The sequence below is a fragment of the Bacillus sp. FSL W8-0770 genome, assembly GCF_038008705.1.
GTDB classification, from domain to species: domain Bacteria; phylum Bacillota; class Bacilli; order Bacillales; family Bacillaceae_G; genus Bacillus_A; species Bacillus_A cereus.
This window is the reverse complement of the sequence record NZ_JBBOZR010000001.1, coordinates 1,646,285-1,671,207: the sequence shown is the minus strand read 5'-3', so window position 1 is coordinate 1,671,207 and position 24,923 is coordinate 1,646,285. Positions and strand designations below refer to the sequence as shown.

Sequence of the window (24,923 nt, the reverse complement as noted above, 5' to 3'; positions counted from 1 at the left end):
TTTGCACAAAACAAAATATAATTATTACAACAAAAAGCTATGCTTTCACATGTGAAAGCATAGCTTTTTCATATTAAATCATTAAAATATCTCGTATTTCTTCCTCCGTGATGGATGCTAATTTTTCTTCTCCCGGCTCAATCACTTCAGCAATTAAATTTTTCTTACTTTCTTGCAGTTCATGCATTTTCTCCTCAATTGTTCCGTGGGCTACTAGCTTTATAACTTGCACTGTATTTTTTTGCCCCATTCGATACGCTCTATCGGCCGCTTGTTGTTCAACAGCTGGATTCCACCATAAATCGTATAATATTACTGTATCTGCACCAGTTAAATTAAGTCCGGTACCACCAGCTTTTAAAGAAATGAGAAATAGATCCCCTTCTCCTTCGTTAAACCGATCGCACAGCTCTACACGTTCCTGCGCTGGTGTACTCCCGTCTAAATAAAAGTATGGAATTGCTTGGTGATTTAACTCACGACCAATAATGGAAAGCATCTTCGTAAATTGAGAAAAAATTAATATTCTCTTTCCTGTACTTCTACATTCCTCTAAAATCTCTAACAGTTGTTCAAATTTAGCTGAACTTCCTTTGTAATCATCAACAAATAAAGCAGGATGACAACAAATTTGTCGCAATCTCGTTAAACCAGCTAAAATTCTAATTTTATTTTTACGTAACGTATCTTTGTCTAAATGCTTTAACGTTTCTTCCCTTAGCTTCGCTAAATAAGCAGCATAGAGACTCTTTTGATCGGGTAATAACTCCGATGATTGTAAGTGCTCTATTTTCTCTGGCAACTCATTTAATACGTCCCCTTTTAATCGTCTTAATACGAATGGTTTCACTCGCTTCGCTATATCTTCACGCCTTAAATCACCGAACTCTTTTCTTCCTGGTAATAATTCTGGGAAGACGACATGGAAGATAGACCATAGCTCTTCTAATGAATTTTCTACAGGTGTACCCGTTAGCCCAAAACGGTATTCAGCTTGAATTGTTTTCACAGCTCTTGCCGTTTGCGTTGTAGGGTTTTTAAACGCCTGCGCTTCATCAAGGAATAGTGTATGAAATGGTCTTGCATACAATCTTATATCTCTTCTCAGTAATGGATATGACGTAATTACGACATCAAATTCCGTTATATCTTTCAAAATTTTCCGGCGCTCTGCTTGGTTTCCATCTGCAATAACTGCTCTAATATGCGGGGCGAATTTTTTCAATTCACTAAACCAATTATAAACAAGAGATGATGGTGAAACGACTAATATAGGTAGTTTCTTTTCTCCAATCTCAGGCAAAACAGAATCTATAAACGCAATGCTTTGCAACGTTTTTCCAAGTCCCATATCATCTGCTAAAATACCCCCAAAACGGTAATGAGCAAGTGTTTTCATCCATTCGAACCCATATACTTGATACTTTCTCATTTCTGCATTTAAAGTATTTGGCACAGCAAAATTTAATTTTTTCGGGTTTTGAATGTTTTCTACTAACTCTTGAACAGAATCATCTAAACTTAAAACATTGCCTTCATGAAGTCCGTTCATCCATTTTACACTCCGAATAAGTGGAACATTTACCTCTTCTCCATGTAAAAATTCTTTCCGAATACCTGATTCTTTTATAAACTGATTAATTTCATTAAACTCTTTACTCTCTAGCGATAAAAACGAACCATTCGCCAATCGATAATATTTACGTTTCTCTTCAAGGGCCGCTAATACACCTTTAATTTCTGCTTCTGGTATTCCTTTTATATCAAAACGAAATGACAACCAATCAATTCTTTCTTTTCTTCTCACTCTAATAAGAGGAACTGCATCCCCTTTACTAATTCGCAATTTGATTGCTGTCGTCGCATAAATATCAACTAAACCTTTTAATGTTGGCACGACGTGATATAAAAAATTATACTCAGCTTCTTCATTATGCATAAAGTAACCGCCTTCTGTTTTTGCAAAAGCACTTTCACTCATAATGTCTAAAATCTCTTTTTCCTTTTTCTCATCACGATTAAAAACAGACGGCTGTCCATCCTCTTCTAGCGGATTAATCATGACGTTCCCATAGTGAAATTCAAGACCTGCTAATAAGCGATTTTTCACGCGGTCTAAATACAATTTCGCTTTTAGCGAAGGTGTTTCAACACGATCCGATATTACTTCATCAATGTGTACAGTTCCGAGCTTCATTAATCCTGGTACAACTTTCGCGACGAAATGTTCCATCTTACTTTCTGGAATATAAAACTGATTACTATTTGAGCGACTCATCATCTTTTGTAATTCAATAAGTCGCATACAATCTTCAATGTGTAAGTGATATAATTTCCCATCGTAAAGTGCATTGTTATACATATCCATAACTTGTACACGATTTAAACCATCTATATGAAGTGTAAATCCGCCATTATTTCCCTTCGTAAATTCAAAGTGTAACGGCAACAACCCTTTTGAAACTTGTAATCCCTGAAACAGTTGTTCATTTTGTTTCAGCTGTACATATTCAACTTTAGAAAGTGAAAAGAGCATATCTTTCCATGAAGCTGGTGGTATAAATATCATACTTTCATCTTGTTTCGCATGTACTTCTAGCGTATCTTCATACATTTTTTCATTATGATACATTTTAATGAGCTGCTGAATAATTGCATCCGTTTCTTGTTTAAAACTATGTACATCTGGTGTATATGTAAATTCATTTGAACAATGAAAAGCTTCCCTTTTCTCCACCTTAGAAAGAAATTCTCTAATATGATTTATGAAATACACTTTGGCAAGTTTCAATTGAATTCCAAGAAGAGCCCCACCACTTCTCGTAGCTACTGGTGTACATATAAACTCAATATCTAATATTTCACGTGTATCAAAACGGTGTTGTTTACTTTTTGGCCTCAGTGGTTTGTCTGCAAACAGCTGAAACATACCACTTGTCAATTGATCATTTCTGCTACTAGTGGAGCTCATTCCACCTGTTTGTTGATTATAGTTTATTTGTATTAATACTGCTGCAACATGTTGACAGTACGTTTGAAAAGACGCTAATGAAGGACAACTACATTTTGCAACAACATCACCCTTTTTGGCTTTTGCTACTGTAACATGGAAATCCTCGTTCCCTTTTACTGTCGCCTCACAAATTTCTTTATTTTCATCGTACTGATCTATTATCACTTTATTTGATTTATAATAGGCTTCACCTCTTTTATATGAGGTCTCTCCGCACACTTCTTTAATAATCGATTTATTCAATGTGAAACTCATCGCTTTGACACTTCCTTAATATAAAACCATTTTCTCTTACTTAACATTTTACATGCTCCACGAGAAAATATAAAATGTTGATTTAACAAAAGAAGATGCTTATTTATAAGCATCTTCTTCACTCTATCTCCATCAACCTCTTCGCCTCAAAATACAATACTTGAATAAACTTCTTCGTATTAATTCGCGTATGACCAGAAGATGCGAGTTCATCTTTCGTCATTTCTGTCATCCGTTTTCTAACTACGGTAAAATCGAAAAATTTTGGAGCATAGCTTTCAAATTTTGGATTTGAAAAGTCTGTTAGTCCTAAAGAAGCCAAATGATTTAACGACTGATAAATAGCTCGACGTACTCTTTGTTCAGACGCTTTTTTCTCTTTATCAATATCCGCCTCTAAAGCTATATCCCCTAATTTCCTTATCGTAATATGATGAAAAATTTCTTTTAACGCAGGAAAGCCAAAGTCAAATGTCTGTGCCTTTTCTTGACCATATAAATATTCCAGCATACTAAGTAAATCTTTACTTCCATTCTCTCCCGCAATACCGAGTTCTGATAGTAAAAAGCGCCCTAAATCCCCTATCTTTTTTCCTTCTTGTACTGGTTCAGTACGCAATTGCGGTTTTTCCCACTGAAACACGTTATTCAATGATTTTTGAATATCATGTATAGAACGCTCCAATCTAATACGCTCTATCACTTTGCGTACAACAGATACAACTTCGATTTTGTTTAATGGTTTTGTAATATAATATTCTACCCCAAGTGTATATGCCTCACCTATAAGCTGCTTCGATTCCACTTGAGAAATCATAATAATTTTCCCCGTGAAAGTTGACACAATGTGACGAACTGTTTCAATTCCGTCCCTCATCGGCATCAACAAATCAATAAATAAAATATCTACTTTTTTAAAATTTAGTTGATCCGCTTCAATAAAAGCTCCGTCATCCGCCTCACCAATTACTTCTCCAAGATCTCCATCTTCAATAATTTGCGAAAGCATTGAACGAAAAACTTCATCATCGTCTACGATATAATAAAACAAATCTATTCCCCTTCCCGCTTTAAACTATCCTCTGGTAAACAAACGATAAACTTACATCCTCTTTTATTTTCTCGGTCTTCTAATTTCACTTCTCCGCCTAGCTCTGTTACCATTTCATTTATGTAAGAAAGCCCAATACCAGTTGACGGTGTTCCCGTTTGATCATACTTGGAAGTAAATCCTGGCTTAAATACTAATTTCTTATACTTTTGTGTAATACCAGGCCCATCGTCAATTACTTCAAAAAATATATGCTGATTTCTTTTATATAGCTTAATAATAACGAAACCTTTATCTTCAATTGCTTCAACTGCATTTGCAACTAAGTTATTAAAAATTGATAGCACTGTATACACGTGGTATGCAGCATGCTCACCTTCTATATGTTTAGAAAAACGTATATCCTTTTCTAGCATTTCAGCATACTTCTCGTTTATTCTAACAATCATCTCTGCTAACTCATGTCCTTCTACATATTCAGCCACATTTTTATCTAATAACAGTTTAGATAACCCTGCAAATATCCTTTGATTATCCTTTTTTATTTCATGCACTTCCCCCGCTATTTTCAATGCTGTTTTACTACTTGAATCAGCGCTTACTTGTAAATTTCGATATAGTTGATATGCTTCTTGTGTAATTAACTCCGCATTTTGTAACGTCTTTTTCAAATGAACAGATTCCACATATAAATTAGAAAGATGCATTAACATATTTTCATTTTCTTTTCGAACTTGCGATTCTTTTAATTTCGTTTCATATAAATTCATCATATTTAAAAAACCAAGTGCAAAGAAACTACGAAAAATAGCAATAATAATAAGTTTATTCACTTCAGAAATCGTTATTGTTGTACCTAGTACTAACATGTGATAAAACGCAAGTTCTGACATACTTGCAACAATTTCAATTGAAATTCCAAGGCATCCAATAATGATTGGTTTCTGATGGAACTTATTTACCCTACAAAGCGAAAAAAAACTGCCATAAATAAAATAATAGAAGAACACAGGATAACGCAAATAAAATGATTCTGTCATATGAAATGAACCTTGCATGATCCAGTCAAGACATACTCGGAATAAGACTACAGATATACCAACAAGAATACCTGCAACTCCTGCTGGTACTCTTCTTAAAAATAATAATAAAAAGAAGAATAGCGGTGTACCGAAGCTAACTCGAAACGTATCATTAAAGGGATGAAAGTTCAGCTCCCCAGCAATCGGAACAACGACCATTAATATAATTAAAAGGGACATATCTTTCTTCCATAATTGATTCCAATTCAAAGGTGCCACTTCCTATACTTTTTTCAGTAGTAAAAGCGAAAGCCCGCTTATTGTTATAAACGGGCTTTTTTTCTATATTCTAACCTTTTCTACCGCTTTTATTTGGCGATACTCTGGCTTCCACATTGCTTCTTTCACTGCCATCTTGATATCGTTATCACTTAAGTTCACTCTTGCAACACCTTCTGCAACTGCAACTTTAGCTACTTCAATTGCAACCATTTCTGAGATATTACGTAATTCTTCGACCTCTGGTAAAATAGGTGCGCCTGGCTGACTTGTATCTACCATACTTGCAACTGCTTCAGCAGCTGCTGCGAACATCCCATCCGTCATAACGCTTGCACGTACTACAATTGTTCCAAGACCAAGCCCTGGGAAAATAAGTGCATTATTTGATTGCCCGATAACGTACGTTACACCGTTATACGTAACTGGTTCAAATGGACTTCCTGTTGCAACTAACGCTCTTCCTTCTGTCCACTCGATTAAATCTGCTGGTTTTGCTTCAGCAAGTGGCGTCGGATTCGACATTGGTAAAATAATTGGTCTTTCTACGTGAGAAGCCATTTCTTTAATAATCTCTTCTTTAAATGCACCTGCAACAGTAGATGTACCAATTAAAATTGTCGGTTTTACATGTTTCACAACTTCAGCAAGTCCGATCACATCATTTTGCTTCCACCCACTTACTTCTACTTCTTTTCTTGCGTACGGAATTTGGAAATCAAGAAGATCTTCCATATTATCTGTAACTAACCCGTTACGATCAATACACCAGAAACGCTTATATGATTCTTCTTCAGATACGCCTACGCGAACCATTGCATCTCTAACTTGATCTGCGATACCGATTCCAGCCGTACCAGCACCAAATACAACAACGCGGTGTTCACTTAGCGGTACACCAGAAGCTTTCACTGCCGATAATACTGCCGCAAGTGAAACTGCACCTGTACCTTGAATATCATCATTAAACGTACAAACATCATGACGATATTTATCTAAAATTTTTCGTGCATTACGAGAGCTAAAGTCTTCCCAATGTAAAAGTGCTTTCGGGAATTGTTTGTTTACCGCTTGAACAAATGTATCAATAAATTCATCGTAAGATTCACCTGTTATACGAGGGTGACGATTTCCAATATAAAATGGGTTGTTTAATAGTTCCTCACGGTTTGTACCTACATCTAATATTACCGGTAATACGCGGCTAGGATCGATTCCAACTGCGGCAGTGTAAACAGCTAATTTTCCGATTGCGATATTAATACCGCCAACACCCCAATCACCAATTCCTAATATACCTTCTCCATCTGTTACAACGACTAAATCAATGTTCTCAGCTGTTGCACCAATATTGGCAAACGCTTCTTCAATACCTGATGGGTCGTTAATTGATAAGTAAATACCACGTGGTTTACGATATTCATGACTATACCTTTGAATTGCTACACCGACAGTTGGTGTATATACAATCGGTAACATTTCACGTAAATGATCTGTTAATATACGATAAAATAATACTTCATTTCGATCATGTAACGCAGTTAAGTATACATTCTTTAATAAATCATCCGGCTGCGAACTAAATTGTTCGTATGCTCGGCGTGCCTGTTCTTCTAACGTTAAAACCGCTGGCGGTAATAACCCTTTTAAACCTAACTCTTCTCTTTCATTTTGTGTGAAAGCTACCCCTTTATTTAAAAGTGGTGTTGATAATACTTCTGCTCCTCTTAATGTTGTTTCTAATGCACCATTAGAAGCTACTGTAAACTTGCTCATAACATCCCTACCTCTATTCATATATAGCATTTCTATATTGTAAACAAAAAAGAGGGGTTTGTCCCCCCTCTTCTTTTAATTTTTCTTTAAAAGAGTTGCTCCTGCAATCCCTGGGTGTGTCATTTCGAATGGATCTAGAATTAACTCTAAGTCTTCTTGTGACAGTACACCATTTTTCACACAAAGTTCTCGAACGGATTGCCCTGTCGCGATTGCTTCTTTCGCAACGCGAGCTGCTGCTTCATAACCGATATGAGGGTTCACGGCTGTAATAATTCCTACACTTTTCTCAACATACTCTTTTAAGCGATCTTCATTCGCTTCAATTCCTTTTAAGCAATTATCTGTAAAGGCACGGAAACCGTTATTCATAATGCTAATTGATTGCAGTAAGTTGAAAACAAGTACTGGTTCCATAACGTTTAATTCTAATTGTCCTGCTTCTGAAGCAAGGCAAATTGTATGGTCATTACCAATTACTTGGAACGCAATTTGATTAATAACTTCTGGCATAACAGGGTTTACTTTCCCTGGCATAATAGATGAACCTGGCTGACGAGCTGGTAACATAATTTCTGCTAAACCAACACGTGGACCTGATGCCATTAAGCGAAGGTCATTCGCAATTTTAGACATATTCATCATACATACTTTAAGCGCTGCAGATACTTCAGTATAAGCATCCGTATTTTGTGTCGCATCCACTAAATCTTCTGCACCAACAAGCGGTAATTCACTAATTGCAGCTAAATGTTTTACAACTGCTTCAATATATTCTGGATCTGCATTTAAGCCTGTACCAACTGCAGTTGCCCCCATATTTACTTCATATAAATGTTGACGCGATTGTTGAATTCGTTTCATATCACGTTCAAGTACGCGAGAGTATGCTTTAAACTCTTGTCCAAGACGAATTGGCACAGCATCTTGTAAATGTGTACGACCCATTTTAATCACATGATCGAACTGTTCTGCTTTTAATTCAAATACATCGTGCATATAACCCATCGTTTGTAATAAACCTTCTAATGCGTTTAATGTAGCGATATGAATCGCTGTTGGGAATGCATCGTTTGTTGATTGCGCCATGTTTACATGACTATTTGGACTAATATAGTGATAGTCTCCCTTTTCCATTCCTAATAATTCAAGAGCACGATTGGCAATGACTTCATTTGCATTCATGTTCATTGAAGTACCTGCTCCGCCCTGAATTGGATCTACGATGAAATGATCATGCCATTTTCCATCAAGAATTTCTTGAGCAGCCTCTGCGATTGCGCCACCCTTGTTCAATTCCAATCTTCCTACATCTGTATTAGCAAGCGCTGCTGCTTTTTTTACAATTGCGAACGCTCTAATTAAGCCTTCATGGATTTTGTATCCTGTAATCGGGAAGTTTTCAACTGCACGCATCGTTTGCACGCCGTAGTATGCATAGTTTGGTACTTCTTTTTCACCTAAAAAATCTTTTTCAATTCGAACACCATTTTTAACTTCAGTTAATGTTGCCATGATTATTCACTCCTTAACGATTTCTTATGCTGCTTTTGTTTCTTTGACTGTTTCTACATATTGTTTTGCTTTCTCATTATCGAATTCGCCTTCCCACTTCGACATAACAATGGCCGCTAATGCATTTCCTAATACATTGACAGATGAGCGAATCATATCTAAAATGCGGTCAATTCCCGCAATTAACGCGATACCTTCTAGTGGTAACCCCATTGAACCTAACGTTGCTAATACAACAACGAACGATGCACCTGGAACTCCCGCCATACCTTTGGATGTTAACATGAGAACGAATAATAACGTTATTTGCTCTGTCAGTGACATGTGCACACCGTACATTTGTGCAACAAACAATGCCGCTAACGCTTGATAAATAGCCGATCCAGTCAAGTTAAATGTATAACCTGTCGGAATTACGAAAGAAGCAACTGCCTTTGGACAACCGAACTCTTCCATTTTTCTCATTATATTAGGTAAAACAGCTTCTGAACTTGCTGTCGTAAATGAAAGAATCAGTTCTTCTTTTAAAATTTTCATTAATGTAAAAATGTTTACGCCAACCATTCTTGCATTAATACCTAATACAATCACAACGAATAGTATAACAGTTACGTATACAGCTAGCACTAGTTTTCCTAAAGGAAGTAGTGTTGCTACACCAAATTTTGCAACCGTAACGGCAATTAATGCGAATACACCAAATGGTGCAAATTTCATAACTTGATTTGTAACCCAAAACATCGCTTCGAGTACACCTTCAAAAAAGTTAAAGACAGGCTTTCCTTTTTCCCCAATTGCTGCAACTCCTAAGCCGAATAGTACTGAGAAGAATATAATCGGTAATAGGTCACCTTGTGCAATCGATTCAAATACGTTTTTCGGTACAATGTGAACAATTGTATCAGCAAAACCTTTCTTCTCTGTTGCATCTGCAGTTTGTTTATAAGAAGAAATATCACTTTGCTGTAAATTACTCATATCAACACCAGTACCTGGTTGGAATATATTCGCTGCAAGTAATCCCATTAAAATAGCAATCGTCGTAATAATTTCGAAATAAAGAATTGTCTTACCACCCAGTTTCCCAAGCTTCTTCATATCTCCTACACCAGCTACTGCAACAATTAATGCTGAAATAACAATTGGTACTACAATCATCTTAATTAAGTGAATAAATATATCCCCAATTGGTGTGATATAAGAAATCGCCGTTTTATTGCCATAAAAGACTGCCCCTACTACAATCCCTAAAACAAGCGCGACAAAAATTTGTGTTGCCAATCCGAATTTTTTCATTTATGTTCATCCCCTTCATGCGAACGCTTTCAATTTGAATTTATAAAAGCTACTCACACATCTTATAAGCGAACCTACAAAATCATACAAAAACCTACAAGTTCGTCACAAAAAATTCAAATATTTTTCTTCTTTTTTTCATTGACACCATTTTGTTAAAAAACGATAAAATAAACTTGATAAGTAATCAGATTGTTTCGTATAATCAAAAAGATATATACTTAAAACAAATCAAAATGAAAAGGAGTGGATGTTATGAAAAACTATACAAAGCAATTCGTCCTATCTTCTTCTTTTCTTTTTCATTTTCTTAAAAAGGAACAAAGGCATTCGCCTTTGTTCCTTTTTTATTGCGATCTATATAGGGGGAATTGTTATGAAGCCATATAAACGTGTCTTAATTAAATTAAGCGGCGGTGCACTTGCCGATCAAACTGGAAATAGCTTTAACTCCAAACGATTAGAACATATCGCAAACGAAATTTTATCCATTGTTGATTTAGGTATCGAAGTATCCATCGTCATCGGTGGCGGTAACATTTTTAGGGGGCATCTAGCTGAAGAATGGGGAATCGATCGCGTAGAAGCTGATAATATCGGTACGTTAGGTACAATCATTAACAGCTTAATGCTTCGCGGTGTTTTAACAAGTAAAACAAATAGAGAAGTACGCGTTATGACTTCCATTCCATTTAATGCAGTAGCTGAACCATACATTCGCTTGCGTGCAGTCCACCATTTAGATAACGGCTATATCGTTATCTTTGGAGGCGGAAACGGGCAACCGTTCGTGACGACAGATTATCCAAGCGTACAAAGAGCTATTGAAATGAATAGCGATGCCATATTAGTCGCAAAACAGGGTGTCGATGGCGTTTTTACAAGTGATCCGAAGCATAACAAATCAGCAAAAATGTACAGCAAACTAAACTATAATGATGTCGTTAGACAAAATATACAAGTCATGGATCAAGCGGCATTACTGCTTGCCCGGGACTACAATTTACCAACGCATGTCTTTAACTTTGATGAGCCTGGAGTCATGAAAAAAATATGTTTAGGTGAACATGTGGGGACGTTGATTAATGATGATGTTACGATGCTGGTGCATGAAAAATAATGATTTCCCACCAAAAAGGGTGCCTTTTGTAGGCACCCTTTCCTAATCCATCATCACAAATAGAACTCAACCAATCCCGCCACTTTCTCCTTACAACGCTCCCAAAAAGATAACTTCTCAAAAAACTCTTTCGTCATTTCTTTCGAATCATGAAAATCCTCTGTTAACGCCTTATTAACTTGTCCTACAATAGGACCGCCATAAATATAAAAATTCATTTCATCATTTATATTGAAGCTACGCGAAGTAAAGTTTGTTGTACCAATAACAGTTAATTCATTATCAATAAGCATTAATTTGCCATGGAACATTCCTTTTTTATACCCATATACAGTAATCCCATTATTAACAGCTTGACGTATGTATGGATACGCCGCTTCTTTTATAAGAGGTAGATCTGGTTTATATGACCAAAGTATTTTTACTGTAACACCACGCTTTTGTGCTGCGATTAAAGCATTCATGGATTCTTTATTTTTTGCTATAAAATACGGCGTTGCAATTACAATGGAGTGCTGAGCTTGTTTTATGAGCTCTATATATTTTTCAGCAACGTAATGCCCATTGTAACTAGTCATAGTATGTAATGTATTCCCTTTACTAGCTTTATTCGTACTCCTCTTTATCTCTTCTTTCGTATCTCGTTTCCAATCTAAAGCAAACTGCTCTTCTAAATCTTTTGCTCCTTCTCCTTTAAGCCGTACATGATAATCACGCCAATATCCAAATCGCTTATCTTTCCCTAAGTACTCATCTCCTATATTAAATCCGCCTGTATAGCCAATATCCCCATCAATCGTCGTAATACGGCGATGATTACGATGGTGAAGTGAATAAAATCCGAATGGCAATGCAGGTTTTCTACTATATGTAAAATGCACACCACTTTCCCGCAATTCATTTATCATCTTTCTTTCAAATGATAAATCATTAATGCGATCAACTGATAAATAGACGTTTACTCCTTCTTTTGCTTTCTCTTTTAATAAGTTTAAAAAAGTATGACTACTTTTATCATCCGACAAAATGAAGAAATAAGTGTAGATGGAGCTTTTGGCTTCTCTTATATCAGTAAATAATTGTTTATAAAAAGACTTCCCTTCTACATATAATTGAAAGTCACTATAATGAGGCGCATACTCTGTCGGCATGTTTTTTCCAGCTTCCATTTTCCTACCTAAGGTAACATCGATATGCATACAAATTACAATAAAAACGAAAATAGCAATAATAATAGAAGTAACTCTTAATATTTTTTTAATCATTTTGGTTTCCTTCCAATCATATTCCTTACTATTTCGTAGTGTTTCATTTAAATATGTTTTCATACGAAATGTATTTCTTATTTTTATTGATACTAAACAGTTAAAGGAGATACGAATATGAGAAAAGGAAAAACTCCTATTGTTTTTATCCCAGGTCTTTTCGGTTCAATGAGCAATATTATTATTCCCGGCACTGGTAATTGGAGTTTTGGACTTTCTGCATTTGTTTACGAACCATTCATCATGATGCTAGAAAGTATGGGGTACGAACGAAATAAAGACTTCTTCATCTGTTTTTATGACTGGCGGCAGCGTATTGTTTTTTCTACACAAAAATATTTATTACAAACGATTGCTTATGCTAAAAAGATTACAGGTTGCGATAAACTAAATTTAATTTGTCATAGTATGGGCGGCCTTCTTGGACGTTCTTACGTTCAAAGTGACGAATATAAAAATGATGTGAATCAACTTATAATACTCTGCACACCAAACGCTGGATCTCCACCAAATTATAGTTATTGGACTGGAGGCAGTCTCCCTATCCATGCCTCTTCTAAAATAAATATCGTTCATTTTTATATGGAACAATATATTTGTTACTTAAGCATCTTACATAAAATGAATAAAGTTGAGGCAATACACATTTACTTTCCAGGATTACAAGATGTTATTCCTTGTAAAGATTACGGAAATTATTTATTTATAAAATCCAACTCTTCTATTACATTTCTTCCTTATAGTAAGATGGAAACGAAAAACCCTTTCCTCGATACATTAAATAAAAATAGATTTATTATACAAAAAAGAAATATTGAAACGACACTCATTGCCGGAGATGGAGAGGAAACAACTCAATATTTACAAGTCGTCCCTTCACATTCCAAACTGAAATGGACAGACGGCAAAGTCGTCGGTGATTTACTTACAAAACATGGTGACGGTAACGCTGTTCTACATAGCGTTTTTCTTCTAGAGGGAAATAAATATGTTTTGCATGCTTCACATAACGAAGTGCTCTACAAAAGCATTCCTATACTACAAAAGATACTCTAAGTTTCAAACAAAAAAGGTATGGCATTAAGCCACACCTTTTCACATTAAACAAAATTTCTCGCATCATTATTTCTTCCAAACTTATAAATAGCAATTAAGAAGAATGCAATTGCGAAAGCGAATAAAATTAAAATGTTTAAATACAACTCCGAGAATGGTATTCCCTGCTGTAGTTTTGATATCGTATCTAACAACCAGCGCTGCGGAAGAAAATTAGCTACTTTTTGTACTGCACTTGGCATAATATCATATGGGAAATAACATCCAGCAAGTAAGCATGTTGGTACAATGATCATATTTTGCATCGCATTTGCCGATGCTGAGTTTTTCGAAAAAGCTACAAGGACTAATGATATTCCAATTGCGATTAATGCAAATAGCATTAGTACGCCCATCATCACTATGAAAGGCATATTGATATTCGTATGAAAAACATTCGTTAGGAATAGGATTGTAATCAAAATTTGTACTGTTAGTATTATCATATTTACTCCGACATTAGATAATATAAACTTCTTCCCATCTATCGGCGTTGATAATAGTCTAAAGTACGTTCTATTCTCTTTTTCTTTTAAAATATGACCTGATAAGTTCGCTGCTGAAAACAGCATAAACATAATAAGGTAACCCATCGTTTGATTTGTCATATCTTTATTTTTCGAAGTATCTTCTAGCGTCTCAGTTTTCATTTTAAATGAACTTTTTTGATACCCTGCGTACATATTGTCGAATGTGCTTTGATCTGTTCCTGCTATTTTACTAATAGCTGCTATATTATCAATATAATTATATAAATATGATTTTATAAATCCTGTTACTTGATCACCTTTAATCGATGAAATTTCAATATGCTCTGGTTTCCCTTCTCGAACACTTTTTGAAAAACCAGAAGCTAATGTAATAACTCCATCAAGTTTTTTGGAAGTGAGTTTATCTTCTACTTCAGACTCCTTCACCTTACTCACATTCACATGATTTAATCCTTCTAAAAACTTTATCGTATCATTTGCTATCGGCTCATTTTCTTTATTTACAATCCCGATATTTAACGTTCCTTGCCCTGCATTTCCGTATATCGAGAAGGAAATGAGCGTCCCTATTATCGGCAAGCTAATTATAATGAGTAAACTTTTTTTATTTTTCAAAAGCACAGATAACGTTTTTTGTATGAGCCATAAAATATCCTTCATACTATAGCCCCTCCCGTCTACGTAATGCAATAATTGCAATTAATAAAAAGAGTGCTGAAATTCCAAGGTTTAAAGAAATGACTGGTAGTGCTGCCCCTACATCATTTGCATAAATAATTTTCATAACAGCTGTATTTGCCCAAGTTAATGGCGATAAATTCGTAACGAAATTTTCTTCTATTACGAAATATGCACCTCCAAAAATAGAAGCTAATTGCACACCAACCATAATAATTGCCCTGGACGCTTCAGCTGTTTTCGTAATATATCCGATTCCTAAACCGAAACTAATTGCTAGAAAGACTTGTGTTAATAAAATAAGAAATATGATTCCAAGATGGTCGCCCCAATTCGCTTGAAAAACAAATTTACTAAATAACATGACGAGTAATATGCACAGGGCATTTGCTACTAGGCTACCAAGTACTTTTCCAATGAATATTTCAGCTTTACTTATAGGTGCAGCAATGAGACGATCTCCTGTTTTACGTATTCGTTCTCCTCGAATTAAAGAACTCGCTCCCATCGCAGCATACAGTGCAATCATCGTTGTCATTACAACCGCATAGTAATCCATAGAACCTGGTTTTTTCGCAGCTTGTAAGGATGTTTCTTTTATATAATCATTATGATTTCCGTTTGAAATAACTGTGCTCACCTTAGTAGGATCTACTTTTGCAACTTCGACCGCTACATTGTACTTATCAACAAATGTTGTAAGCATTCCTTCCACAATACTCCCCTCAATACTACTTTTATCACTTCCGTAAAATTTTGCACCATCTTTATTTAACTCTACATAAGCAGCATATTTATTTTTCTTCACTTCTTCTTTCCCATCTATACTGCCGGAAGCTTTTTTAAAATGAATACCTGATTTATCCACTTCTTTCGTAAATGCTGCAAATGATTGAGAAAACGTGCTACTCGCTTCATCTTTATATAGCACTTGTATATCTTTAATCGAATGACTATCACTATTAAATGCGTTGGTTAACGCTGTTCCTAACACAAGCATAAGTACAATCGGAAATGCTAACATAAAAACTAAAGTTCTTACGTCTCTGAAATCTCTTTTAATATGCATAATTGCAATATTGAAGATGTTCAATTGATGAACCTCCCTTTACCTTTTCTTCATTTACCTTTTATTTATCTCGTAAGTTTCTTCCGGTTAACGTAAGAAATACTGTTTCTAAGTTTGGAGCCTGCTCCTCTAACGAACGAATTTCAATGTCATGATTAATGAAATGCTGAATAATTTGATTTAAATTATTTAATCCTGCATCCGAGTTTACCTTGATTACGTTCTCTTCAATTTGAACAGCTTTCACACCGTTTATCTCTTTTAACTTTTCTACATCTAAATTTTCTACTGACTTCACTTCAATCCAAATATCTTTCGTATCTGTAATAATCGCTTTTAACTGTTCTTTCGTACCTTCTGCAATCACTTTACCGTGGTCGACAATTGCGATTTTCGTACAAATCTCTTCTACTTCTTCCATGTAGTGGCTCGTGTAAATAATCGTACTTCCCATTTCATTTAATTTACGTACTGACTGCAAAATGTAGTTTCTTGACTGTGGATCAATTCCAACTGTCGGCTCATCCATAATAATTAACTTCGGTCTATGAGCAATCGCACAAGCGATATTCAGTCTTCGTTTCATCCCGCCAGAAAAGTTTTTCGGATAACTTTTATGTTTATCACTAAGTCCTACAAATTGAAGTGCTTCCTCTACCCTAGCTTTTAATTCGGCTCCTCGTAATCCGTACAACCCAGCAAAGAATTTCACATTTTCATAGGCAGTTAACTCTTCATAAATCGCAATATCTTGCGGAACGATACCGATATTCATCTTCGCAAATCGGTTATGTTTCTTTATATTTTTTCCTAGTATGCTAATTTCGCCTTCATTACTTCTTAACAAACCAGCAATCATATTTATCGTTGTACTCTTACCAGCACCATTCGATCCTAAAAAGCCAAATATTTCTCCTTCTTTAATAGATAAAGACATATTATCAACTGCGATGAAATCACCAAATTTTTTCGTTAAATTTTTAATTTCTAATGTATTCATCATTTCACCCCTATTTCGGTTTCTCTGCTTTTAGTATAAACAAAAAGAATGAACCTGCTCAGTGCAGAAGTTCATTCTTTTCACATGAGAATATTCACTTTTTTCATATGAGATGGTTCATCTTCGTCCCATTCTCTTATATCGGCAACAACATCGTCACTGAAAAGCCACTTGTTCCATCTACAATAATTTTTCCGTTTACTGAAGCTGTTCGCTCCTCCATCCCCATAACACCGAGACCTTTTTTAACAAGAGCTGCCCCTTTTCCGTTATCCTTCACTTGCACCTTAACCATCTTGTTAAGCACATGAATATCTATAGAAATAACTGTAGCATCAGCATATTTCATTGCATTTGTTAGTGCTTCTGTAACATTCTCACCGATAATTTTCCACTGAATGGGAGAAATCATATCTAAGTTCCCTTTATATACAAAAGGAATATTCACATCATTCTTACCGGCAAATTCCTCTATGAATAATTTCATACGATGAATACCAATTTGCTCAGTTGGTGGCTTCATATTTTTTAATGTAATGCGAATACTTTCAATTCCATCTTTTGAAATGTGAATTGCATTTTGTAATAACTCCGCAGATTTTTCTTTATCTATTTCCATTAACCTTTTTGCTGCTTCCATTTGAATAAGCGCACCCGTCATCGAGTGACCAATTTTATCATGAATTTCTTGCGATAACCGATTTCTCTCTTCTAGCTTAAATGTGTATTCAGATTGTCTTATGTACTCTTTATTTTCATGTAAGCTTTTCGTAAGTCGTTGCATATCTTTTCGCATCTTATCATTTTGCGATTCAAGCTTTACTACACGCGATATATATCGATCTGCAATAGTTAAAACGAGAAAAGAAAATGCAACAATTAATCCATAAGTCATTCGAATACTTTCATCTGCAATCGTAATTGGGAGCATCATAACGACAAAGCGTGGCCAATTCTTTTCTATGTAATAGAATGTAATTTCGTATAAGTTCAAAGGTAAAAACAAAATAAAAAATGGATGAACCCTCCATGTAAATAACATAACTACGCCAATGGACATACAGATTAATATTTTTTTATACGTATCTTTTTTAAATATAGAAATCATTACGTTTACAGAGAGGTAAATAAGTAAAGTAAATATAACCCACGGTAAATTTGCTATATTTGCGTAAATATAACTGAACACAATATATAAAAAGACAATTAATTTACTTACAGTTAACCAAAATTCCATATCATTAATCTACTTTCCCTGTTAAGTAATAAATCGCAATTTGTGTGCGATGTTCAAGTCCAGTTTTCCCTAAAACTGACGTAATATAATTTGCAATTGTTCCCTCAGATATAAAAAGCTGTTTCGAAATTTCTTTATTTGAGAAACCTTTTGCAATTAATGCAATAATACTAAGCTCCCTTTCTGTGAAAAGGCTCTTATCAATTTTAAATTCTTCCTCTTTACTTTCCATTAAATTAGACTTAATTTTATCGAGAATAACATCTTGCATAACAGTTTGACCGTTATATACTCCTTTTATCGCATCACGAATACGCTCCGGATCGTTATTTTTTAATAAATAACCTTTCGCTCCATTTTTTACTGCATCCAAAATATATTCATCATCATCAAACGTCGTTAAAATAAGCGGTTTTGTTTTCGTCTCTTCACAAATGAACTTCGTCGCCTCTACCCCGTTCATATTTGGCATACGAACATCTAAAAGAGCAATATCAACTTCATGCTTTTTACAATACGCTACAGCTTCTTCCCCATCATTTACAGTATCTACTACTTCAAACTCTTCGTATGTATTTAAAATAATTTTCATGCCTTCTCTAATAAAAGAGTTATCATCTGCTATTAATATTTTAATTTTCATGTTTGTTAGTATGGACCTTTCCCTACTAACATTCACATCCTTTCTCCGTGTAACATTTCCTACTTGCTCATTATATACTTCTCTTTACCATTTTTTCACACCTTTTTTCATCTAGCTCTCCCGCAAAAAATATATTATTCTTTTTTTACAAAATGTGTAGGGTGACTTATCATTCTTTACGTCTATATAATAGAATGCGTCAAAAAGGAGGGAGAGACCGATTGAGGAAAAACAATTAATTGAAAAAGCACAGCAAGGAAGCGAGCATGCTTTTCGTATCCTTGTACAAACATATCGTCATTATATTTTTCAAGTTATCTTTTCTATTTTAAGACATGAAGAAGATTCGAAAGATGTTACACAAGAAGTATTCGTAAAAATTCACACCTCTCTCCCAAATTATCAATTTCGCGGATTAAAAACGTGGATGGCACGTATTGCCACCAATCACGCTATTGATTATAAGAGAAAGAAAGCTAGAGAAAGTGAAGAACTCTCCTTATGTAAAGAAGCTGAGGAAAATATACAGTCCTCTCATAATATTGAGGCTTTATTATTGACGAAAGAGCAAAAATTACTCATTGCTCAAAAACTGCGAGAACTTCCCGAAAATTACCGTGACGTCGTTCTCGCACATTACTTAGAAGAAAAGAGCTATCAAGAAATTGCTTTACAGGAAAACATCGAAGTAAAAACAGTCGAAATGAAACTGTATCGAGCACGAAAATGGATTAAAAAACATTGGAAGGAGGAAGAGTTTCTATGATGCATTATTCAAAAGAAGATTGGCGCAATTATACATTAGATTTTATAGAAAGTAATGAACGTGAATCTATGGAAGAACATCTTTATGAATGTGATCATTGTTTAGCACTTTATATGGAAAGTATTGATGAACAACATGAAAACCTTCCAATGATAAATGATGATTCATTTACGAACGAAGTTATGACGCAAATTAATTTTGAAACACTACAGTCTAATGAAAATATAAAAACAACCTCACTAAAGCGCACGATCATTCATTACATAATTGCGACTGCGGCTACAATTATTTTTATGGTAAGTGGTTTATTTCAGTATATTTTTACAGCGACATCAAATTTAGAGAAATCTTCAAAACATAACGAGTCTTCTATTTCACAACAAATTGTAAACAAATCGGTAGACACATCGAAAAAGGACGGAGGTTCAAAGCATGAATAAAAATCCCTTTTTAGCACTTGTATTAGGGCTAATTCCTGGGCTTGGACATTTATACTTAAAAAAGCTAGGACGGTTTATTTTATATAGCGGGGGATCACTATTTCTATTCTCCTTTGCAGTATTTTGTACCATAGTAGTAAGAGAACGTGATATTGCTTTTCTTTCTCTATTTTTACTAGCTGTTCTATGGGTAATTAACTTACTAGATTTAGTTATCACCATTATAAACCAAACGAAAAAGCAAGAAGCTGGAGAAGTGATAAATTCCTCTAAAGAGAGCGAACGATTTTATATCATTCTCTTATCCATCATCCCTGGGCTTGGCCATTTCCAATTAGGACTTATGCAACGCGGACTTACATTTTTAGTAGCTTGCACAGGAATCGGAAGTATGATCATTTTCGTTGCACTTTTAACATCGCAAGAAAGTTTTCTTATCTTCCTTATTACGTTACCTGTTTTATGGATTTATAATTTCTTTGACGTTGTTCAGCAACTACAGAAAAAAGAACGTGGCGAGCAACTAGATGATCGTACTATTTTCGAAGAGTTTGAAGAACATCGTGAACAAGGAAAGAAGAATAAAACATTCGCTTCTATTTTAGCGATGTTCCCCGGAGCAGGACATATGTATTTAGGCTTACAACGCCGCGGCCTTCAGCTTATGGCAGCCTTTTTACTTTCAATATATTTACTCGATTTATTAAGACTTTCTGCGTTTTTATTTTTAGTTCCAATCATTTGGTTCTATAGCTTCTTTGACGCTTTACAGCAAACTGCAAAGTATGGAAAAGAACGTGTAAATGACGAGCCTATCATTGATTATTTTATCAATCATCAAAGATGGATTGGTATCGGGTTAATTACACTCGGTGGTTATTATTTATTAGATCAAACAGTCCTTCCTATTTTGAATGATTACTTTGCAACTATATTTAACATTCATCTTAGCGAGCTATATTATCGCTATTTCCAAACATCTATCGTTGCACTCCTCTTAATTGGCGGCGGCTTTAAATTGTTACTTGGAAATAAAGAAAACAAAGGTGGTACAAAAGAATGAGAACATGGCGTGTTGGAACATTCTCAATGGGGCTTTCTATTATATCGTTAGGATGCTTTTTACTTTTTTCAGTCGTAAAAGGAATTCAAGTATTAGATACACTAACTGCATGGTGGCCAGTTTTACTTATCATACTTGGAGCTGAAGTTTTACTATACCTTCTATTCTCTAAAAAAGAGCAATCTTTTATTAAATATGATATTTTTAGTATTTTCTTTATCGGCGTTTTAGGAAGTGTCGGAATTGCTTTTTACTGTTTATTATCAACTGGATTACTAGAAGAAGTTCGTCATTCTATTAATACAACGAGGCAAACGAGTAATATTCCAGACGGACAATTTGATATACCTGAATCTATCAAAAAAATCGTAGTAGATGCAGGACATCAGCCTCTAACGATAGAGGGAAATAATACAAATCAAATTCATCTTTTGGGAACTTATGAAATGACAACGAAAGCAAATGAAAAACTCAATTTAAAACGAGATGATTTCCTTTCAGTTCAAACGGCTGGAGAAACGATGTATATCACTTTAAAATCATTACCTGTTCAGCATACGTTATTTAATTCAGCACCACAGGTGAAACCAACGCTTGTTCTTCCACAAAATAAAAATGTGGAAATCCGTGCTTCAAATAACGAACTATCTCTTTATCCAGGTCAATTGCAAAATAATTGGTTTGTACAGGAAAGCTCAAGAGTGTCTGTCCATCTTGCAAAAGAGAGTGATGTTTCTTTAACAGCAGTAACGAATCAAAAAGAAACACATGGAAGTACACCTTGGGAACAAGTAGAAGATTTAACGAAAAACGAAAATACTTCTTCAGAAGAACATCCAGAATTAAACACCCAAGAACATTGGTATAAAAATTCGATTAAAACTGGAAATGGGACGTACAAGTTAAATATTGAGAAAGCTTATAATTTGAATATGAGTGTTCTCGAAAAATAAAAAACCTTCCGCAATTGCGGAAGGTTTTTCTCATATAATCGCTTTAATTCCTTCTAACACCAATCCAATCATAAATCCGCAAACCGCCCCGTTCACTCGGATCCACTGTAAATCTTTACCGACGTTATTTTCAATCATTTCGATTAACGTCTTATCATCTAACTTATCAAGGTTTTCTTGTACAAGCTTACCAATTTTCGAATGGTTCTTCTCAACAAGACTTACAACTTGTTTTTGTAACCAATCTTCTATTTTTTGAACTGTCTGTTCATCTTCTTTTATTTTATTCATTTGTTTTTGTAAAAATGGAATAACATATTTATCAGCAAATTCTTCATTATTTACAAAAGCAACTGCTCTTTGTTGTACTTGCTCCAGCATCTCTTTTATTTTGTCAGTAGCATTCCAATTGGCAATCCATTTTTCTTTCCAATTTTCTAATTCTTGTAGTAACGCTTCATTTTCTTTTACATTTATAATTTCTTGACGAATTTTCGATAAAATAAGTTGTCTCGTACTATTATCTGCATCTTGTAAGCTGTTAATATTACTAATGATAAACTTCTGCAAAATGCCGCCAATTTTATCTTCATCTACAATATTCATAAATGATTTCAAAGTAAACTGCAAGAATCCATCTACTTTTATATTTTCCATCGCCTTCATACCTAAGCTACCGAGCTGGTAACGAGCTTCATCTTGCGCTGTCCAATCTTTTACCTTCACTAATATGTAATCAAGTGTCTTTTCATCATATTCTTGCACAACTAATTGATCAACAAGCACTTGTAAAATGTTATTTGTATTAATTGTATGTAAATACGTCTTTAATTCTTTTTCAATAATAACCGCTAATTTTTCTGTATCGATTGAAACAATCGCCTTCTCAGCAATCGTTACAATGCCTTTTTTCACAGCATCAGACTGCATTTCTCTCTCTGCAATTTGTAGCACCATTTGTGCTAGCTGCATTTCTTTTACTTTATTCGTAATACTTTCTTTCGTTAGCCACTCATTTTCTAACGTATTGATGAGCCCTTTCGTTACTCGTTTACGGTTTTTAGGTAACAAAGCTGTATGCGGAATTGGAATTCCCATCGGGTGACGGAATAATGCTGTAACTGCGAACCAATCTGCAAGCCCGCCAACTAACCCAGCTTCAAATCCCCCTTGTATAATCTCTCCAGCTATCGTTCCTTGAAAAGGGATAGAAGCCGCAAAGCCTACACCCATAACCCCAAGCGAAATACCCGCTATATATTTAGTCTGTAATGACATCGTATACACATCCTCTTATTATGTAAAATAAAGCTTTTTTGTTGTATTTATTCAATATTAGTTATCCTTTATATATACTATAAAGAACTATTGTGAAAATAACAAAGATTTTTATGTACATGAAAAAATGAGGCTACAATTAGCCTCATTTTTCTTATACCGTTAACTCCAAACCTTTCCTATAATATTCATTCATTACATCTTTTGGAACCATACTTCCACCCGTTCCCCACACAATATGAGTACCTTTTTTCACCTTCTCTGTTAACTGTTGCTTTTGTAAATACTCATCTTCTTTATATACTTTCACTGGCCCAATCATACCTGCTAGTGCAGAAGGCTCTAAATAAATATTCTCCGTGTCAGCTAGTTCTTTTAACAATCTATATAACTCTTCATCGCTTACTGTGTAATTCCCACTCAAAAATGGTTCCATCGTTTTACCGACAAATCCAGACGGTCTTCCTACCGCTAGTCCGTCCGCGTCTGTTACATTATCGATCCCGATATCTTGAACAGTAATTTTATCATGAAGTCCTGTCATTAAACCGAGTAACATGCATGGAGAGTGCGTAGGCTCCGCAAAGAAGCAGTGCACGTTGTCTTTATACAATAACTTTAAACCAAATGCGACGCCACCAGGTCCGCCTCCTACCCCGCACGGAAGGTAAACGAATAAAGGATGCTCTTCATCTACTACAATCTCTAACTCTTCTAATTGCTTTTGTAATCGCGATGCTGCTACTGCGTATCCTAAAAATAAATCATGGGAATTTTCATCATCTACAAAATAACAGCTAGGATCGGCATCTGCTTGCTGACGCCCCTCTTCTACTGCTTTACTATAATCAGCTTCATACTCAATAACGTTTACACCTTTACTTCTTAATAAATCTTTTTTCCATTGTTTCGCATCTGCTGACATATGAACCGTTACGTTAAAACCTAGTTTCGCACTCATAATCCCAATGCTTAGCCCTAAATTTCCTGTTGAACCGACCGCAATTGAATATTTGGCAAAAAACTCTCTACATGTATCACTATCTAAAATGGAATAATCATCTTCTTCTGTTAACATACCGTGCTGCAAAGCTAGTTGTTCAGCATGTTTCAACACTTCATAAATGCCGCCCCTAGCTTTAATTGATCCTGATATCGGAAGATGACTATCACATTTTAATAATAATTCTCCTAAAATAGGTTGCTTGTAATTTGTCTCTAAAGCTTCTTTCATAGAAGATATTTTCACTAAAGGTGATTCGATTATGCCATTCGTCCCTTTCGTTTCAGGAAAAACTTTCGCAATATATGGTGCAAAACGCTTTAATCTCTCTTCCGCATCTTTTACATTCTCTTCATTAAGTGGTGAATCTTTTATTGCCCTTTCATACTTTTCTATGTTTGGATTTATCCAAAATACTTCTTCTGTTGCAATAAGTTTATTCACTAATGGGTATTCTGCTTGTAATGCCCCTATTTCTTTCATTTTGTTTCCTCCTTATATCCTTGTAGCTCACCATATAATAAATTATAATTAAATTAATTTTAATATAGTTTAACACAAATCGTTAACTTTAGTTAATTTTAATTTAATTTATTTAAATATAATTTAATAACC

20 protein-coding genes are annotated in these 24,923 nt (G+C 34.9%); 6 read left to right on the top strand and 14 right to left on the bottom strand.

What is annotated here, in order from left to right; translation table 11 throughout:
- Positions 1-73: 73 nt before the first annotated feature.
- From NST27_RS08795 to NST27_RS08770, 6 genes are all read right to left on the bottom strand, one after another.
- Positions 74-3,268 (bottom strand): DEAD/DEAH box helicase, encoded by a 3,195-nt coding sequence (locus NST27_RS08795; protein WP_061661819.1) that lies wholly within the window; start codon positions 3,266-3,268, stop codon positions 74-76.
- 118 nt (positions 3,269-3,386) lie between these two features.
- On the bottom strand, positions 3,387-4,319 hold the full coding sequence (locus NST27_RS08790) for a response regulator (protein ID WP_061661818.1): 933 nt from the start codon (positions 4,317-4,319) through the stop codon (positions 3,387-3,389).
- Positions 4,320-4,321: 2 nt separating this feature from the next.
- The gene (locus NST27_RS08785) at positions 4,322-5,620 is read right to left on the bottom strand and encodes a sensor histidine kinase (RefSeq protein ID WP_001999566.1); all 1,299 of its coding nucleotides are present in this window, start codon (positions 5,618-5,620) and stop codon (positions 4,322-4,324) included.
- 63 nt (positions 5,621-5,683) lie between these two features.
- A complete protein-coding gene (gene malS, locus NST27_RS08780; RefSeq protein ID WP_001987072.1) occupies positions 5,684-7,396 on the bottom strand; it encodes an oxaloacetate-decarboxylating malate dehydrogenase in 1,713 nt (570 codons plus the stop codon).
- Positions 7,397-7,471: 75 nt separating this feature from the next.
- A complete protein-coding gene (gene aspA, locus NST27_RS08775; RefSeq protein WP_000224194.1) occupies positions 7,472-8,911 on the bottom strand; it encodes an aspartate ammonia-lyase in 1,440 nt (479 codons plus the stop codon).
- A 24-nt stretch (positions 8,912-8,935) separates the two neighbouring features.
- Positions 8,936-10,207 carry a cation:dicarboxylate symporter family transporter gene (locus NST27_RS08770; RefSeq protein WP_000713290.1) on the bottom strand — a complete coding sequence of 424 codons (1,272 nt, stop codon included), beginning with the start codon at positions 10,205-10,207 and terminating at the stop codon, positions 8,936-8,938.
- A 376-nt stretch (positions 10,208-10,583) separates the two neighbouring features.
- On the opposite strand from NST27_RS08770, the gene pyrH reads away from it, so the two are divergent.
- A complete protein-coding gene (gene pyrH / locus NST27_RS08765; protein ID WP_000806138.1) occupies positions 10,584-11,327 on the top strand; it encodes a UMP kinase in 744 nt (247 codons plus the stop codon).
- Between the two features lie 53 nt (positions 11,328-11,380).
- On the opposite strand, the gene cls is transcribed toward pyrH, so the two are convergent.
- Positions 11,381-12,592, bottom strand: coding sequence for a cardiolipin synthase (gene cls / locus NST27_RS08760; RefSeq protein ID WP_000591931.1), 1,212 nt, complete (start codon positions 12,590-12,592; stop codon positions 11,381-11,383).
- A gap of 117 nt (positions 12,593-12,709) precedes the next feature.
- On the opposite strand from cls, the gene NST27_RS08755 reads away from it, so the two are divergent.
- Positions 12,710-13,648, top strand: a complete 939-nt coding sequence (locus tag NST27_RS08755) for an esterase/lipase family protein (RefSeq protein WP_001225396.1) — start codon at positions 12,710-12,712, stop codon at positions 13,646-13,648.
- A 44-nt stretch (positions 13,649-13,692) separates the two neighbouring features.
- Here the strand turns inward: NST27_RS08755 and NST27_RS08750 are convergent, their stop codons facing one another.
- The 5 genes from NST27_RS08750 to NST27_RS08730 all read right to left on the bottom strand — a co-directional run bounded on the left by NST27_RS08750 (position 13,693) and on the right by NST27_RS08730 (position 18,805).
- On the bottom strand, positions 13,693-14,838 hold the full coding sequence (locus tag NST27_RS08750) for an ABC transporter permease (protein ID WP_000651878.1): 1,146 nt from the start codon (positions 14,836-14,838) through the stop codon (positions 13,693-13,695).
- A 1-nt stretch (position 14,839) separates the two neighbouring features.
- The gene (locus tag NST27_RS08745; RefSeq protein ID WP_001020149.1) at positions 14,840-15,949 is read right to left on the bottom strand and encodes an ABC transporter permease; all 1,110 of its coding nucleotides are present in this window, start codon (positions 15,947-15,949) and stop codon (positions 14,840-14,842) included.
- 37 nt (positions 15,950-15,986) lie between these two features.
- Positions 15,987-16,925, bottom strand: a complete 939-nt coding sequence (locus tag NST27_RS08740; protein WP_001093811.1) for an ABC transporter ATP-binding protein — start codon at positions 16,923-16,925, stop codon at positions 15,987-15,989.
- Positions 16,926-17,061: 136 nt separating this feature from the next.
- Entirely contained in the window at positions 17,062-18,162 is a 1,101-nt protein-coding gene (locus NST27_RS08735) for a sensor histidine kinase (RefSeq protein WP_000397679.1), read from the bottom strand.
- A gap of 4 nt (positions 18,163-18,166) precedes the next feature.
- The gene (locus tag NST27_RS08730) at positions 18,167-18,805 is read right to left on the bottom strand and encodes a response regulator transcription factor (RefSeq protein ID WP_001999532.1); all 639 of its coding nucleotides are present in this window, start codon (positions 18,803-18,805) and stop codon (positions 18,167-18,169) included.
- Between the two features lie 220 nt (positions 18,806-19,025).
- On the opposite strand from NST27_RS08730, the gene NST27_RS08725 reads away from it, so the two are divergent.
- Genes NST27_RS08725 through exsE form a run of 4 tightly spaced genes read left to right on the top strand, consistent with a single transcriptional unit; the run spans position 19,026 to position 22,027 of the window.
- Positions 19,026-19,571, top strand: coding sequence for an RNA polymerase sigma factor (locus tag NST27_RS08725; RefSeq protein ID WP_306302920.1), 546 nt, complete (start codon positions 19,026-19,028; stop codon positions 19,569-19,571).
- On the top strand, positions 19,568-20,011 hold the full coding sequence (locus NST27_RS08720) for a hypothetical protein (RefSeq protein ID WP_000972351.1): 444 nt from the start codon (positions 19,568-19,570) through the stop codon (positions 20,009-20,011). Before NST27_RS08725 ends, NST27_RS08720 begins: the two co-directional genes overlap by 4 nt.
- Complete coding sequence (locus NST27_RS08715) at positions 20,004-21,074, top strand: hypothetical protein (protein ID WP_001039119.1); 1,071 nt, start codon at positions 20,004-20,006, stop codon at positions 21,072-21,074. Before NST27_RS08720 ends, NST27_RS08715 begins: the two co-directional genes overlap by 8 nt.
- Entirely contained in the window at positions 21,071-22,027 is a 957-nt protein-coding gene (gene exsE / locus NST27_RS08710; RefSeq protein ID WP_001261429.1) for an exosporium protein ExsE, read from the top strand. Before NST27_RS08715 ends, exsE begins: the two co-directional genes overlap by 4 nt.
- A gap of 30 nt (positions 22,028-22,057) precedes the next feature.
- Here exsE and NST27_RS08705 read toward each other — a convergent pair whose 3' ends face one another.
- Both NST27_RS08705 and NST27_RS08700 read right to left on the bottom strand, forming a co-directional pair.
- Positions 22,058-23,305: a DUF445 domain-containing protein gene (locus NST27_RS08705; RefSeq protein ID WP_000058296.1), complete on the bottom strand. Its 1,248-nt coding sequence runs from the start codon at positions 23,303-23,305 to the stop codon at positions 22,058-22,060.
- A 154-nt stretch (positions 23,306-23,459) separates the two neighbouring features.
- On the bottom strand, positions 23,460-24,791 hold the full coding sequence (locus NST27_RS08700; RefSeq protein ID WP_000658535.1) for a D-serine ammonia-lyase: 1,332 nt from the start codon (positions 24,789-24,791) through the stop codon (positions 23,460-23,462).
- Positions 24,792-24,923 lie beyond the last annotated feature (132 nt).

Coding starts and splice junctions, on each gene's coding strand:
- cls (WP_000591931.1), bottom strand. CDS start 12,592: ATGATTAAAAAAATATTAAGAGTTACTTCTATTATTATTGCTATTTTC.
- malS (WP_001987072.1), bottom strand. CDS start 7,396: ATGAGCAAGTTTACAGTAGCTTCTAATGGTGCATTAGAAACAACATTA.
- NST27_RS08730 (WP_001999532.1), bottom strand. CDS start 18,805: ATGAAAATTAAAATATTAATAGCAGATGATAACTCTTTTATTAGAGAA.
- NST27_RS08750 (WP_000651878.1), bottom strand. CDS start 14,838: ATGAAGGATATTTTATGGCTCATACAAAAAACGTTATCTGTGCTTTTG.
- NST27_RS08720 (WP_000972351.1), top strand. CDS start 19,568: ATGATGCATTATTCAAAAGAAGATTGGCGCAATTATACATTAGATTTT.
- exsE (WP_001261429.1), top strand. CDS start 21,071: ATGAGAACATGGCGTGTTGGAACATTCTCAATGGGGCTTTCTATTATA.
- NST27_RS08795 (WP_061661819.1), bottom strand. CDS start 3,268: ATGAGTTTCACATTGAATAAATCGATTATTAAAGAAGTGTGCGGAGAG.
- NST27_RS08700 (WP_000658535.1), bottom strand. CDS start 24,791: ATGAAAGAAATAGGGGCATTACAAGCAGAATACCCATTAGTGAATAAA.
- NST27_RS08770 (WP_000713290.1), bottom strand. CDS start 10,207: ATGAAAAAATTCGGATTGGCAACACAAATTTTTGTCGCGCTTGTTTTA.
- pyrH (WP_000806138.1), top strand. CDS start 10,584: ATGAAGCCATATAAACGTGTCTTAATTAAATTAAGCGGCGGTGCACTT.
- NST27_RS08705 (WP_000058296.1), bottom strand. CDS start 23,305: ATGTCATTACAGACTAAATATATAGCGGGTATTTCGCTTGGGGTTATG.
- NST27_RS08755 (WP_001225396.1), top strand. CDS start 12,710: ATGAGAAAAGGAAAAACTCCTATTGTTTTTATCCCAGGTCTTTTCGGT.
- NST27_RS08715 (WP_001039119.1), top strand. CDS start 20,004: ATGAATAAAAATCCCTTTTTAGCACTTGTATTAGGGCTAATTCCTGGG.
- NST27_RS08740 (WP_001093811.1), bottom strand. CDS start 16,925: ATGAATACATTAGAAATTAAAAATTTAACGAAAAAATTTGGTGATTTC.
- aspA (WP_000224194.1), bottom strand. CDS start 8,911: ATGGCAACATTAACTGAAGTTAAAAATGGTGTTCGAATTGAAAAAGAT.
- NST27_RS08735 (WP_000397679.1), bottom strand. CDS start 18,162: ATGGAATTTTGGTTAACTGTAAGTAAATTAATTGTCTTTTTATATATT.